The sequence below is a fragment of the Halomonas sp. Mc5H-6 genome, assembly GCF_024124705.1.
Classification (GTDB): Bacteria; Pseudomonadota; Gammaproteobacteria; order Pseudomonadales; family Halomonadaceae; genus Vreelandella; species Vreelandella subterranea.
In genome coordinates this window covers 126,587-140,465 of record NZ_JAMXSI010000006.1, presented here as the reverse complement: position 1 = coordinate 140,465, position 13,879 = coordinate 126,587, and the positions used below count along the sequence as shown (strand labels likewise).

At 56.6% G+C, this 13,879-nt stretch carries 12 protein-coding genes; 1 reads left to right on the top strand and 11 read right to left on the bottom strand.

Annotated elements, in window-relative coordinates:
• Positions 1-104 precede the first annotated feature (104 nt).
• The 6 genes from NH395_RS10630 to NH395_RS10605 form a co-directional block, all read right to left on the bottom strand.
• Positions 105-1,508 carry an amidase gene (locus NH395_RS10630; protein ID WP_253024619.1) on the bottom strand — a complete coding sequence of 468 codons (1,404 nt, stop codon included), beginning with the start codon at positions 1,506-1,508 and terminating at the stop codon, positions 105-107.
• A 140-nt stretch (positions 1,509-1,648) separates the two neighbouring features.
• Positions 1,649-2,905 carry a M20 family metallo-hydrolase gene (locus NH395_RS10625; protein ID WP_253024617.1) on the bottom strand — a complete coding sequence of 419 codons (1,257 nt, stop codon included), beginning with the start codon at positions 2,903-2,905 and terminating at the stop codon, positions 1,649-1,651.
• A 25-nt stretch (positions 2,906-2,930) separates the two neighbouring features.
• On the bottom strand, positions 2,931-4,205 hold the full coding sequence (locus NH395_RS10620; RefSeq protein WP_253024615.1) for a TRAP transporter large permease: 1,275 nt from the start codon (positions 4,203-4,205) through the stop codon (positions 2,931-2,933).
• 15 nt (positions 4,206-4,220) lie between these two features.
• On the bottom strand, positions 4,221-4,742 hold the full coding sequence (locus NH395_RS10615; protein WP_253024613.1) for a TRAP transporter small permease: 522 nt from the start codon (positions 4,740-4,742) through the stop codon (positions 4,221-4,223).
• 65 nt (positions 4,743-4,807) lie between these two features.
• Complete coding sequence (locus tag NH395_RS10610) at positions 4,808-5,812, bottom strand: TRAP transporter substrate-binding protein (protein ID WP_253024611.1); 1,005 nt, start codon at positions 5,810-5,812, stop codon at positions 4,808-4,810.
• 69 nt (positions 5,813-5,881) lie between these two features.
• A complete protein-coding gene (locus NH395_RS10605) occupies positions 5,882-6,901 on the bottom strand; it encodes an asparaginase (protein ID WP_253024609.1) in 1,020 nt (339 codons plus the stop codon).
• A gap of 145 nt (positions 6,902-7,046) precedes the next feature.
• Between NH395_RS10605 and NH395_RS10600 the strand changes: the two genes are divergently transcribed.
• The gene (locus NH395_RS10600; protein ID WP_253024608.1) at positions 7,047-7,853 is read left to right on the top strand and encodes a FadR/GntR family transcriptional regulator; all 807 of its coding nucleotides are present in this window, start codon (positions 7,047-7,049) and stop codon (positions 7,851-7,853) included.
• Between the two features lie 143 nt (positions 7,854-7,996).
• Here the strand turns inward: NH395_RS10600 and NH395_RS10595 are convergent, their stop codons facing one another.
• From NH395_RS10595 to NH395_RS10575, 5 genes are all read right to left on the bottom strand, one after another.
• The gene (locus NH395_RS10595; protein WP_253024607.1) at positions 7,997-9,604 is read right to left on the bottom strand and encodes a gamma-glutamyltransferase family protein; all 1,608 of its coding nucleotides are present in this window, start codon (positions 9,602-9,604) and stop codon (positions 7,997-7,999) included.
• Positions 9,605-9,995: 391 nt separating this feature from the next.
• A complete protein-coding gene (locus NH395_RS10590; protein WP_253024606.1) occupies positions 9,996-10,949 on the bottom strand; it encodes an NAD(P)-dependent oxidoreductase in 954 nt (317 codons plus the stop codon).
• A gap of 40 nt (positions 10,950-10,989) precedes the next feature.
• Complete coding sequence (locus tag NH395_RS10585; protein WP_253024605.1) at positions 10,990-12,282, bottom strand: TRAP transporter large permease; 1,293 nt, start codon at positions 12,280-12,282, stop codon at positions 10,990-10,992.
• Between the two features lie 2 nt (positions 12,283-12,284).
• On the bottom strand, positions 12,285-12,800 hold the full coding sequence (locus NH395_RS10580; protein WP_253024604.1) for a TRAP transporter small permease: 516 nt from the start codon (positions 12,798-12,800) through the stop codon (positions 12,285-12,287).
• A 74-nt stretch (positions 12,801-12,874) separates the two neighbouring features.
• Positions 12,875-13,849 carry a TRAP transporter substrate-binding protein gene (locus tag NH395_RS10575; protein ID WP_253024603.1) on the bottom strand — a complete coding sequence of 325 codons (975 nt, stop codon included), beginning with the start codon at positions 13,847-13,849 and terminating at the stop codon, positions 12,875-12,877.
• Positions 13,850-13,879 lie beyond the last annotated feature (30 nt).

The window sequence follows — 13,879 nt, the reverse complement described above, 5'->3', positions numbered from 1 at the left end:
TCTGAGTGACAAACCATAGACGGCTATAGCCATCCGTATTGTTCTAACAATATGGAGCGTTTAGCACTTGAAGGTCATTTCGTGGCCGATGCAACGTCGATAAGTTAAGCGCCGTGTGGCACCTGACCGAGAATGTCTAAGCTATTGCCCAGCCGTTCCTCTATTGCCTTGCCAATGGCCAGTAATCTGGCGTCTTGCCATGGACCAGCCATCACTTGCAGGCCGACGGGCATGTTGGCAGCGTCCTTGCCGATTGGCAGGGTGAGTGCACATAGCCCCATGAAGTTGGCCATAACGGTATTGCGCAACGCCTTCATGTTGGCCTTTGGGTAGGCGCCCTCGGGCTCCAAGCTCTCAAGTGTTGGCGGGGTGATGACCACGGTGGGTGTCAGGATGGCATCTACTTGGCTTAGTTGCTCGCCTGCCGTTCTTGAGATCTGATCAATTACCTGACGACGACGAACGTATTCCCACCCGGGCATGCCGTCGGCAGCGGCAATTCGGGCAGCGACATTGGGATCCAGTGCCTCGATGGCGTCTGGTAGTGAGGTGTGAAGGAAGGCAGCGAGCTCGGCGGCGGCTACTCCCCCTTGTTGGAATAACGTGAAGGCGTCGTCGGTATTCGGCAGTTCTAGAGTGACGATTCTTGCACCGGCGGCTTCTAGCTGCTTGATGGCATCAGTCACGGCCTCCGCTATACCCGGACTGCAATCGTCCCAGAAAAAAGTTTCTGGAACGCCAAAGGTCAGGTCAGCAAGGTCGGGCGTTTTCGGTACAGTGCCTGCACTATGGCTTAATGCAGGGTCGAGGGCGTCGAAGGCAAACGCCAGATCGTCTACGCGTCGAGCCAGAAGCCCTGGTGTGTCCAGTGTCGTCGAAAGCGGCACGATCTGTGCCGTAGACCAGCGCCCCGCGGTGGTCTTGAGGCCGACCGTGCCAGTCATGCTGGCGGGTACGCGAACTGAACCAGCGGTGTCGGTACCGAAAGCTAGGGCCGCTGTACCGCTCGCCAGAGAAACGCCAGCACCGGAGCTCGAGCCACCCGGCGTGCGATGTGCAACCGGATCCCAAGGATTTCTGGGGGCGCCGTGGTGAGCATTGGTACCCAAACCGCCAAAGGCAAACTCGACGGTGTGGGTCTTACCCATGATCACAGGTAATTGGTTGAGCAGGGTGCTGACTACTGGCCCAGGCGTTTCCCACTCAGATGGCAGGCGTCGCGAGGAACCCGCATAGGTGGGCAAACCGGGCACGGCATAGATATCCTTGACCGATACGGGCACCCCCATAAGGCTGCCTGCATCGCCGCCCTGCTGAAGAATGGCGTCGGTTGCCTGAGCGAAGGCCAGGGCGGCGTCACCGTTCCAGGTTTTGTAGGCGTGATCTTGCTGACCACGGGTTCGGTAGGCCTGAATGGCACTTTCCGTGATTTCAACGGCGGTAAGGCTGCCATCGCGGAGTGCCTTGTGTAAGGTCCGCAAAGGTTGTTGGAGCGTCGGTGTCATCATGTTGGGGTTCCTTGTTGTTAGCGAATTTCGAAGATTGATTCCACCTCGACGGCGGCATTACCCGTCAAGATGGCCGCCTTGGTCGGCCAGTACATCTGCAAGTCGTATGGTTCTTGTCCTTGTGAGCAAGCGGGAATGACTTAACAGGCCAGCAGAGTGTCGACGGCATCAGCCAATGCTTTGACGGCAACCTCGGCATCCTCGCGTTCGATATGCTCATCGGGATGATGGCTGACCCCTGATCGGCAAGGCATGAACAGCATGGCGGTAGGACATTTGTGTGCTAGATGAATGGCGTCATGGAAGGCACCTGATATCAACGTTGGGGCATCGGGAGCATACTTCTTGACGCTGGCATCGAGGATATCGACCAACTGTTCGTCGAATTCCACCGGCGGCACCTGCGAGTTGACGGTCAACTCGGCCTTGCAACCGGCCCATGTCTCGGCGGTGAGGCGCTGAAAAGCGCTATCCAGTGATGCAAGAACAGCGGCGCTGGGATGACGCAGGTCGATACTGAACGTCGCTTGCTGAGGAATGGTATTGGTCGCGTTGGGCTCCAGGGCAAACTTGCCGATGGTGAATCGTACCGACTCGCCGTGTTCGGCCACGGCCTCACGAAGTGCGGTTATCAGCCCATGAGCGCCAGTAAAGGCATCTCGTCGAGCGTGCTCTGGTGTGGTGCCTGCATGATTGGCCTGGCCCTTTACCGTTATGCTGTACCAGTTAACGCCCTGAATGCCTTTTACCGCGCACGCGGGCACTCCGAGCGATTCCAGCACTGGCCCTTGCTCGATATGAAGCTCAAGAAAGGCGGAGGGGATAAACGGCTCAGGGCGATAGTTCACCTTGTGGGCGTCGAGCTGCGCTAAGCAAGTCGTTAGTGCATCAGCAAAGCGTACACCGTTGTCGTCGATAGCGTCGAAAATGCTTGCCGCCTCACGCTGGCCAGCGAACCAAGAGGATCCCGATGCACCAGGCGCGAAGCGAGCGCCTTCTTCGTTGGTCCACGACACGACTTCTACCGGCCGCTGATGAGGGAGGTCGCTTGCATGGAGTGCACGAAGCACCGCCAGACCCGCCAGCACCCCGAGCGTTCCGTCATAACTGCCAGCGCTAGGCTGACTATCGAGATGGCTGCCAATCAATAGTGGTGGCAGGCTAGGATCCAGGCCCTCTCGGCGAAGGAAAACATTCCCCATGGCATCGTAGAACGCTTCGCAGCCAAGTGTGCGACTCTGGTCGACTAGCCAACAGCGGGCACGGTTGTCATTGTCATCCAGTGCTAGGCGGCGCAGGCCCCGGGGCGTTAATGCCCCGATCGTTGCTTGCTCCAGCATGTTGTCCCAGAAACGCTGTCCATCGACGCTTTCGGCCAGTGATGTAGATGTGTTCATTGTCTAATTCTCCTATGAAGACCGCTCAGTAGATCAGCGACGGCAGCCAGGTACTGAGCATTGGCACATAAGTGAGAATGATCAAAGCGATGAACATCATCAGGATCATCGGCAGACAGGCTTTAAAGACTTCCACCAGCGACATCCTGGAGATCGCCATTGCGACGAAGAGGTTGAGACCTACCGGCGGAGTGATCATGCCCACCGAGAAATTTACCAGGGTGATGACGCCGAAGTGTACGGAGTCGACGCCGACGCGACCGGCAATCGGCTCGAGCAGGGGCGAGAGGACGATAATGGCTGAGGCGCTATCGAGGAAGAACCCCGCAATGATCATCACGACATTAAATAGTGCCATTACCTGCACGGGTTCATCTGTTAGCGAGAGCACCTCATTAGCGAGCTGTGTGGGTGTGCCAGTAATCGCTAACAGCCAGGAGAAGGCCGACGCACCAGCGGTAATAAGAAGCAAGGTCGCTGACGTAAGTCCTGAGCTGCGCAGTGTACCAAATAGGTCCTTCAAGCTTATGGTGCGGTAGATAACCATGCCTACAAAAAGGCCATACATGCAGGCGACTGCGGCAGATTCGGTAGGAGTGAAAACGCCACTATAGATGCCGCCAAGCAGAATGAAGGGGAGCCCCAGCCCCCAAACGGCAGATCTGAATGCCCCCGTGATTTCCTTAAGCGTAGGAAAGGGCTCGCGAGCGTAGCCTTTGAATGAGGAATAGATGATGCAGTAGGCAATCAGCAGCGAGGCGATCAGGATGGCGGGTAGGAGGCCAGCGGCGAATAGTTGTCCCACTGAAGTGCCGGTCACAGAGCCATAAATGATCAGAGCGATACTTGGGGGAACGATTGGCCCAAGTGTCCCGGCAGTGGCAATGAGGCCGATCGCGAAGCGCTTGTCATAGCCTGCCGCGACTAGAGCGGGGAACATGATTGAGCCGATCGCGACAACGGTTGCTGGGCTGGAGCCGGAAATGGACCCAAACAACAGGCAGGAGAGGACGGTGGCAGCAGCCAAACCACCTGGCACCCATCCCACGAGAGCCTTGGCGAGTTCGATAAGCCTCTCAGAGAGACCGCCAATGCGCATCAGTTCCGCCGCCAGGATGAAGAACGGGATCGCCATCAGCGAGAAATTGTTCATCCCGGTAAACATGCGCATTGGCACAATGACGGGATCTGTGCTGCCGAAAAACTGAATAGCAAGAAAGACCGCGAATGCCAAGGCAGCAAAAATCGGCAGCCCTAATAGCAGCACTGCAAAGAAGATTGGTAGAAGTGCTGTAATCATAACGAACTCCAGGCGTTAGACGAGCTTGTCTTTTGCAGCGGCAAGCTCTTCAGCGAGACTAACCGGTGGTTTGGTCCAGGCTTCATGGATGACCCAAAGGTATCGGACGATCAGTAGCAGCCCCGATATGGCGATTGGCAGATAAAACCAAGCCATTGGTAAACGCAGGGCGGCCGTCAACTGACCTCTTCCCAACGTGCTGAAGAACAGTTGAAAACCATAGAAGATCATGAAGCCAGCAAATGCGATCCCTAGCGCGGCCGCCGTAATATGAAGCCAGCGATTGACAGCAGGAGGCGCGAAGGCGTTGAGCACGTCGACAGATATATGCGCGCCGTGTCGAACGCCCATGCTTGCACCAACGAAACTCATGCAGATGATGGAGTAAATGACGACCTCCTCAACCCAGAACAGCGAGCTATTGAAGCCGTAGCGATAGACCACTTGGACAGATGTAAGGAGGGTGGCAACGGACATAAAGAGCACCATTGCCATGCTTTCCAGGCGGTCAAGAATCTTGTTTAGCGTTGCGAACATGGTTTGGCCATTTCTTGGTAAAACGCGTGAACGAGAGAGGACGCCATAAAGGCGCCCTGCGAGTCTCAGTAATCAATGCCGACGACGTCGTAGACCTTGTGAAGCAATTCGGTCGTTACCACGTCTTCATACTCTTCATGGATCGGAATACTGGCTTCGACGAAGGCTTCGCGAGCTTCGTCCGTAATCTCGTTGATCTCGATCTCACTTTCTTCTAGAGACGCGAGTATTTCCTTTTCATCCTCTAGGGTGAGTTCACGAGATGCATCGCGACCACTTTCGAAGGCGTCTAGCATGACTTCCTGAAGGTCTTCAGGAAGTGAGTTCCACGAATCTGTATTAATCACGGCCGCGTAGGCGTGATAGGCATGACTGGTCAAGGAAAGGTAGTCCTGCACTTCATGGAAACGCATGGTGTAAATATTGGCCAGTGGGTTTTCTTGACCTGATACCACACCTTGCTGCAGGCCGTTGTACACTTCTGTGAAGGCCATGGCTGTCGCATTGGCGCCGAAGTTTTCGTAGGTGGAGATGATGATCGGGGCCTGCATGGTGCGCATGCGAATGGCCTCCAGGTCTTCGGGCGTCTCGATAGGGCGTTCATTGTTTGTCATGTGACGGAAGCCTGCGCCCCAGAAGTTCACCCCGTACATGTTTTGATCATCCAGGGTATCGAGAATCTCGCGGCCCACCTCGCCGTCAAGAAGCTCTACCATGGTGTCGTAATCGGAAATCAGGAACGGCAAGTCGAGAATCTGTAAACGCTCTTCAAAATTACCAAGCGTGGCCGTCGGTGGAATCCCTATATCCACAAGGCCCATCTGGATCTGCTCAATGATTTCTACATCGCCGCCCACTTGAGCGGCAGGCAGCACCTGGATGCTGATACGTCCGTCTGAGTTCTCCTCGACCTCCTCTTTAAAGCGTAGGGCCGCTTTGCCGTTGGGCGTGTCTTCGATCAGGACGTGAGCGAACGTAAAATTGTATTCGGCAGCATTAGCCTGGCTCATCCCGAAAGTTGCAGCTGCCACGGCGGCAACCATTGATGTCTTCATTAACTTCTTATTCATATCGTACCTCTAAAGGTCGTTGGGTGTGTCCATTACTACTTGGCTTGCAGACCTGACAATGCGTGATACTTATTCGTCATGTTTTGCCGCATCTACGCTAGTCAGCGTTTTCAAACTCGCCTCAATCGGCCCATTGGGGGATGAGGCAAGCAGAACGGAGAGTGCCAGTCGGGCTTTGCGGGCACTGATATCCTGTAGCGGTATTGCGCCTGCGGCCATGAGGTCGCAGAGACTGCCATCAAATTCATAAACGGCTTCTATCGGCCCAGCGTGGCAACTGCTGACAATCACCACGGGCGTACCTTGTGAGACTGCCAGAGCGATTGGCGAGCTCCAGTTAGGCGGTACATGACCTCGCCCCAGAGCGTCGATGATCACTCCCTGGCTGCCATGGTGGATAACCGCTTCGATCAGATCATGGGAGGCCCCGAGGTATGCAGGCAATATGTCAACTCGCGGTAGCGTGTTCGCAAGGGAGCTACTTATGGGCTGCGGACGTATTGGCTTGGCAGCGAGGTGTACTCGAGAGCCATCAATGTAACCGAGGGGGCCTGTTTCTGGAGCAGCGAAGCCCGCCAACTGGAAGGTATTGACCTTACGAACTTGCCGGGCGGCAAAAATTGTCTGGTTAAATACCACAAGCGTGCCAAGCCCTGTGGCCCGAGGTGAGGCGGCTAGCTGAATGGCATCGGCGATATTGCGAAAGGCATCTGTGCCAGGTTCGTGGGGGGCGCGCTGAGATCCTGTAATCACGACGGGGACTTGGTCGGAAAGCGTGATGTCCAGAAAGAAAGCTGTTTCTTCGAGCGTATCGGTGCCGTGCGTGATGACTATGCCCATAACCTCAGGGGACTCAGAGAGCGCCTTACATTGAGCCCTTAGCATCATCAAGTCATCTAGGGTGATGGCATTACTTGATTTTTGAAGAACTGATTTCACTTCGACCTGTACCGTAAGTTCCACCGGCAAGGCGACTTGAGACAGTAGCGATTCACCTTCTAGGGCACCTGAACGGTGACGCCCTGAATCTGTTCGGCTGCTGGCAATGGTGCCACCTGTGGTTAGTACTACGATCTTCGATTTAGTCATTGTGATGTCCAATATCTTCTCATGGCAGACATCAGATGTCTGATATCATGATAATGACTCTAGTCAAAGACTCAGCACTCTTGCAAGCTATAATGGTCAACGTCCTGGTTCATACGGTTTCAACGAAATGGCTTGAGACGCTTGATTGTTAGCACAATGGCACGCCAGCTATTTGTTTCATTTGATAAAATTCGGAAAGACTGACAAAGCGAGAAAATACATGAGTCTGAAACCTCGTGTCGCCGCGAGATCCAGCTCGAGCGACCCCTTTGGCGGTTCCATGGAGCGCAGTTCCGTCGCCATGCAGATTCTTGAGCGGATCAAAGCGGCATTGATTCGTGGGGAGTTACAACCTGGCGACTACCTGCCCTCGGAAAACGAGCTCACACACAGTTTGGGTATTGGCAAGTCGAGTGTGCGTGAGGCCATCAAGATGCTACAGGCGATCGGAGTCGTTGAGGTTCGTCGTGGCCAGGGCACCATGATTCGTCGTGAACCAGGTGACCCCATTGTGGACCCTATGGCCTTCGGGATGATCCTTGCCCGAGGGATGACGCGAGATGTCATGGAGTTTCGCTTGATGTTTGAGCCTGCCTATACCCTTCAGGCCATGCACAATGCCACGCCAGCCGATCACACGCGTATATGTCAAACAATCAATGACATGGAAGACGCTATTGCGAACAAAGAACAAACTGCCCACCACGATGTTGCCTTTCATCGTGCGATCTTGATGGCTACCCATAATCCTATGACCATTCGGGTGGGAGAGACGCTGATTCAATTGATCGAAGCAGCGCTCGAGACATCGATGCAGACATTGCCTGAAGTGGCGTTGAAAGATCATAAAGCGATATATGCTGCTTTTCAGTCAGGGGATGCCGCAGGCGTGCAGGCGGCTATCGATATGAGCAGTAAAAGCTGGGAAACTAACCTTACTTATGTGGATTAGGAAGTTTCGTTATACAAATGGTTTGGCGTTTGACACGGATTTTGAAGAAGATGATGTGACATATAACGTCGACTTTGAGATGAAGGCATCTTGATTGCATTGCCGACCGCAACACCGTTCCGCTCGGCTTCATGCCCGGGCGGTTACCAGGGCAGTACCGCGGCGTCGGTGCGGGGCTCAGTGCCGCCGCAGAGCACCCCGGTTTCCGCGTCGCGCAGAATGATCTGCCCACGACCGAAACTCACGGAATCTGCTTTCTTGACGATGTGATGGCCTCGGCGCGCGAGAGCCTGTGCAAGGTGGTCGGGAAAGTGGGGTTCGACTTCGACAGTGCGCCCTCCCGTCCACTGCCAGCGTGGTGTGTCCAGCGCTGCCTGTGGGTTCAGGGCATCATCCAGCATCCCCGTGATGACCTGGACATGGCCCTGGGGTTGCATGAAGCCCCCCATGACCCCGAACGGTCCCACTGCCTGGCCGTTGCGGGTGATAAACCCAGGAATGATGGTGTGGTAGGTGCGTTTGCCAGGCGCCAGAGCGTTGGTGTGGCCCTCATCCAGCTTGAAGGACCAGCCGCGGTTTTGGAGGCTGATGCCCGTGCCCGGGACGACGATGCCTGAGCCGAAGCCTTTGAAGTTGCTCTGGATGAAGGAAACCATGTTGCCTTCGGCGTCCGCCGTGGCGAGATAGACCGTGCCACCGGTGATGGGATTGCCGTGCACTGGATCCATTGCTTTCTCACCGATGGTGGCAGCACGGCTCCTCAGGTAGTCAGTGTCCAGCATCTGAGCGACGCTGGGCTTCATTGCCTCGGGGTCCGTGATGTGATGCAGCCCGTCCACGTAGGCAAGCTTGGTGGCCTCGATGCGGCGATGCAGTGTCTCGACGGGGTCTCTTCCTTCCTCACCAAGGTGCTCGAGCATGCCGAGTGCCTGAAGCGCGATCATGCCGCAGCCGTTAGGCGGGATTTCCCAGATCTCATGATCGCGATAGCGCGTACTGATGGGGGTTACCCACTCCGGTGCAAAGGCCGCGAGGTCATCTTTGCACAGCAGTCCCCCGTGCTCACGGAAGAAGGCGTCGATACGGTCGGCCAGTTCGCCTTCATAGAAAGCCCGGGCGTGGGTGTCTGCAATCAAGCGCAGGCTTTGTGCATGATCAGGCGACGCCCACATCTCGCCCGGGCGGGGCGCGTGCCCCTTGGGCGCGAAGGTGTCGAACCACGGCTTAAAAGCGGCTTCGTCGTGGCAGCTGAAGGCCTGATAACCGTCTTCCCATAGCTGGCTGACCAAGGGAGAGACCGGGAAGCCTTCTTCGGCCAGGCTAATGGCCGGTGCCAGAAGATCCGCAAACGGCAGGCGACCAAAACGTTCCGACAGCGTGGCCCAGGCAGCGGGAGCGCCGGGGACCGTCACGGGAATGAGGCCGTGCTCGGGCATGGCGTCGTGACCCATTCCTTTGACGGCCTCGATTGTGGCCGATTGTGGCGCGGGGCCGCTGGCATTCAGGCCGTGGAGTTCGCCGTTCATCCATACGATGGCGAAAGCGTCACTACCCAGGCCGTTGGACGTCGGCTCCACTACGGTGAGGGCGGCAGCGGTGGCGATCGCCGCATCCACGGCGTTACCACCCTGACGCAGGATCTGCATACCGGCTTCGGCACCGAGAGGCTGCGAGGTGGCGACCATGCCACGACGACCAAAGGTTGCCATACGGCGGGAGGGGCTTGGGTAATAACGCGCATCGAATTGCATTCTGGGTTCCTTGCTTTTGGCGTCGGCAGTCGAGCTTTCGTACTAAAAATTGATTTTGGTGATGGTGTTATCTTTTCTTCTAAAAAATCGATTATCTTTTCTAGAATATATGTTGTGGCAGAAAGCAGCGTCAACCTTGAATGTGATGAGTCAGTGGCAGGCCATTCGCCCTTCATGTGGCCATAGGTATTGCGCCGGGTGATCCCTCAGTGCTTGATCGTTGTTCAGGCGAGATGGTCGGTTCTGATGGCGGGGTTGGGTAGGAAAGTGGCCGTATGAGCGTCGCAGGCGATGGCCAGTTGGGGTGGCCAGCCATTTTTTCGCGGGATCAGACGCATTCCTCGCAGGTCGTGCGGCGAATGCGTCCCTTGGGCTCTCGTTGTTTCCTCTCTCAATTGGCGTTGGTTTTCAGCCACTCCCAGTAGTCGCGAATGCCTTCACGAATGTCCGTGAACCTGGGCGTGAAGCCAAGCTCTTGCTGGGCCAGCGAGATATCCAGCGGTGCACCTCTGACCACGAAGGGGCCGGGGCCCAGCTTGACGTTGGCCCGCTTGCCCGTGATCTCGGCGACGTGTTCGACGATCTGCAGATGGTCGACGCTGACCCCGCTGGAGATGTTGAAATTGCGCTGGACGACACTGTCTTTCTCGAACAATTTGACGATGCCGGCCGCCGTATCGTGTACGTGGGTCCAGTCCAGGGCCTGCTCGGCGCCGTTGGGTGCCTGGATATCGTCGAGCCCTTCCAACGGGCCAAACAATCCCTGGTAGACCATATGCATGTGTGATGGGCGCTTGCCAGGGCCGTAGACGAAGAACAGCCTTGCGTTGCGTACGTCCATTCCGTAGGTGTCACTGTACTGCAGGCCATAGAGCTCACCGGCAATCTTGGTGGCCCCATAAAGATCGGTTGCTTTGTAAGGCGTCGCTTCGCTTTGGGGGCCCGGGGCATCGCCGTAGACGGCGCCGGAGCTCATGTTCACGACCTTGTTGATACCCAGAATTCGACAGATTTCGAGTACATTCAGGGTACCCATCGCGTTGATCGAGATGTTCTTGAAGGGCCGTTGCTGGAACGTGGGTCCGGCGATGACCGAGACCCCATGGATGACGCCTTCCAGTTCGTCCTGATGACGAAGGAAAAGCTCGAACATACTGTGATAGTCGAGGACATCGACGGCTTCCAGCACTAGCTTGTCGCGTACCTCCTCCAGATAGTCGAGCCCCAGTCGATCGAAATGGCCTGCCGCCATGTCGCAGATGATGACTTGCTTGCCTTGCTTGGCCAGTTGGTAGGCCGCCCAGGAGCCGACGTGGCCAAGCCCCCCCGTAATGAGAACAGACATGATGTGAATCTCCTCGTTGTCTTGGACAGGCGTTGCTGTCCTAGTTGAGTACTAGGTTGGGTAGAAACATGACGACCGCTGGGAACAGGATGATGATCAGCAATACCGCGAAAAGTGGTATGTAGAACGGGAGTATTTCCCGTACCAGGTCCGAGAACGGCATGCCGGTGATCTTCTGTATCGTGAACAGCACCGTGCCGACAGGCGGTGTGATCAAGCCGATCATCAGGGTGAAAATCATGACCACCCCAAAATGCACGGGATCGATACCGTATTGCATTACCACCGGTACCAGTAGCGGGGTCAGCAGAAACAGCGCCGGAACCGAGTCAATAAAGAGCCCAATCAGGAGGATGAACAGGGCCAGCAAGAGCAGCAGGCCGAGTGGGTCGGTCACCGTTGCCAGCAGAAAATCCGCCACTAGAGCGGTCACCTGGTAACGTGCCAACACCCAGCTGTAAAGCGCACTCCCGGCGATGATAAAGAGCAGCGCGGCGGTATCAATGGCGGTGGCGCGCAGGATATTCAGGAACTCGCGTATGTCGATCGAACGATAGACCAGAAACGAGATGATCAGGCAGTAGATCAGCGCTACCACCGACGCCTCGGTAGGGGTAAACACGCCCGAGAGGATCCCCACGATGATAATCAGGGGGGTTAACATTGGCAGTGCGCCCCGCGTGAGGGCGAGAGTAAATTCGCTGAAACGTGCCCTTGCCCGTGTCGGGAAACCGCGCCGATGAGAGATGATGGCGACCATCACCATCAGTCCTATTCCCATGAAAAGCCCGGGAATGATGGAGGCCAGGAAGATGGCGGCAATCGAGGCATTGGCCAGGGCGCCGTAGATGACCGCGGGGATGCTGGGTGGGATGATCGGACCAATAGTGGCCGAACTGGCGGTGACGGCGGCACTGAAACCAGTCGGGTAGCCGTCGTCTTCCATCGCCTTGATTTCCAGCGCCCCGAGTCCGCCAGCATCGGCAACCGCCGAGCCTGACATGCCTGCGAACAGCATGCTGGCGACGACATTGACATGTCCCAGCCCCCCCTTGAAGTGGCCGACCATGGTGCGGGCGACATCGAAGACACGGTCCGAGATGCCGGCGCTGTTCATCAGGCGGCCAATGAGCAGGAAGGCGGGGATCGCCAGGAGGGTAAAGCTGTTGACCCCGTACAGTGTCCGCTGTGAGATCATTTCCATGGGAATGGCGTCAAAGCCACGGGTATAGCCCAGCACAAGGGCCGAAGAGGCGATCATGGCGAATGCCACGGGAACCCCGAGCATCAGCAGAATGATCAAGCCAACGAACATGATGACGAAAACTTCCATGGTCAGTCACTCCTGCCATCTTCGATGGTGGGTTGGGGGAGGCCCATGAGTCGCTGGTAAAGTTCACCGAGCAGGAGCGCGATCATGAGCAACGCGGAAATCATCTGTATGAGGTAGATGTAGGAAAAGCTCATCTGAAAGGTGCTGGCCATGATGCCGGCCGTTCTGTCCATCATGTTCCAGGCACCAGCGACGAGCATCAGCAGCACCAGCACGCAGATCACATCGGCTACGCTGGCGATGATGTTGCGCAAGGGAGGGCTCAGGATGTCGGTCACGATGGTGATGCGAATATGTTCCTGGTAGCGCAGCGCGAGCACCGACCCCAGGAAAATTTCGGCCAGGAAGAGATAGCGCGAGGCTTCATCGGTCCAGGACACGGCAATGCCCAAGGCATAGCGTGAGATGACTTGAACAGCCATGATGATCAGCATCAGCGCGAAAGCTGTCATCACAACCCCGGTCAGCAACTTCCAGAACAGATCAAGTGCACGGGTAACGCGTTCCGAGATTTTCACGGGCGCCTCCGGGTGATGTGCATCGGAATGGACGAGGGAGCGAACCGCCGAAAGTGACGGTTCGCCCTTTGCGGTTACTCGACGAGTGACAAGACGTAGTCACGCACCGCAGGATGATAGCTGTCGGCGATGTCGCGAATCGCGGGTTCGGCTGCACTGCGGAAGGCGTCGACATCCGGCTCGACGATGGTCATGCCGAGTTCTTCAAGCTCCGCGTAGAGGTCGGCCTGGCCATTGGCGACCATGTCGTTACCCCAGCTGGTCGCTTCATCGATCGCACCGATGATGATGTCGCGATTTTCATCGGAAAGTCCCTGGTAGAAGTCCTCGTTCATCAGCCAATGGAAGAAAGAATAGACATGCTCGGTACGGTTGATATGGCTCTGTACCTCGTAGAGTTTGCCGGCGTGGATCAGGTCAACCGGGTTTTCCTGCATATCGATCACCCCGGTCTGCAGCGAGGTGTAAACTTCGGGCCAGGCGATGGGGCTGGGCAGAGCACCGATTTCTTCCCAGATCTGGATCCAGGGCGCGATCTCGGGCACCCGCATGCGCACCTCTTGAACGTCTTCTGGCGTCTCGACTGGGAAGTTGGACGTCAGGTTGCGCGGATTGCGTGCGGATAGTCCGACGAGACGCATGTTGCCGTTGGCGATAAGCTGTTCGTTGAGCAGTTCGCCGGTCTCGCCGCTGTAGACCTCACGGGCTTCTTCGCTGGAGCCGTAGACAAAGGGCAGGTCGGCGGCGGCGAATTCCTCAGCGTATAGGGTCATCGGCATTGAACCACCCAAGGCGATAGCGTACTCCCCGTAACTGGCACCCTCGAGGTGGTCACGCTCGCCGCCTACCTCGGTCCCCAGCAGGGTGATCGAGAATTCGCCGTCGGTCTTTTCTTCGATGCTCTCCTTGAGTCGCTCGCCCACCTTGAACATGGGATGCGACGGTTCGACGTGGATGGCAATGGCCATCTCCTCGGCCGAGGCCGTTGTCGTCGTGCCAAAGGCCGCGAGGCCAACGAGGAAGATGCTGCTTGCTGTTATTGTCTTCATGGTACTTACCTCTTTGATGTTGTCGTGGCG

Coding starts and splice junctions, on each gene's coding strand:
- NH395_RS10630 (WP_253024619.1), bottom strand. CDS start 1,508: ATGATGACACCGACGCTCCAACAACCTTTGCGGACCTTACACAAGGCA.
- NH395_RS10625 (WP_253024617.1), bottom strand. CDS start 2,905: ATGAACACATCTACATCACTGGCCGAAAGCGTCGATGGACAGCGTTTC.
- NH395_RS10620 (WP_253024615.1), bottom strand. CDS start 4,205: ATGATTACAGCACTTCTACCAATCTTCTTTGCAGTGCTGCTATTAGGG.
- NH395_RS10615 (WP_253024613.1), bottom strand. CDS start 4,742: ATGTTCGCAACGCTAAACAAGATTCTTGACCGCCTGGAAAGCATGGCA.
- NH395_RS10610 (WP_253024611.1), bottom strand. CDS start 5,812: ATGAATAAGAAGTTAATGAAGACATCAATGGTTGCCGCCGTGGCAGCT.
- NH395_RS10605 (WP_253024609.1), bottom strand. CDS start 6,901: ATGACTAAATCGAAGATCGTAGTACTAACCACAGGTGGCACCATTGCC.
- NH395_RS10595 (WP_253024607.1), bottom strand. CDS start 9,604: ATGCAATTCGATGCGCGTTATTACCCAAGCCCCTCCCGCCGTATGGCA.
- NH395_RS10590 (WP_253024606.1), bottom strand. CDS start 10,949: ATGTCTGTTCTCATTACGGGGGGGCTTGGCCACGTCGGCTCCTGGGCG.
- NH395_RS10585 (WP_253024605.1), bottom strand. CDS start 12,282: ATGGAAGTTTTCGTCATCATGTTCGTTGGCTTGATCATTCTGCTGATG.
- NH395_RS10575 (WP_253024603.1), bottom strand. CDS start 13,849: ATGAAGACAATAACAGCAAGCAGCATCTTCCTCGTTGGCCTCGCGGCC.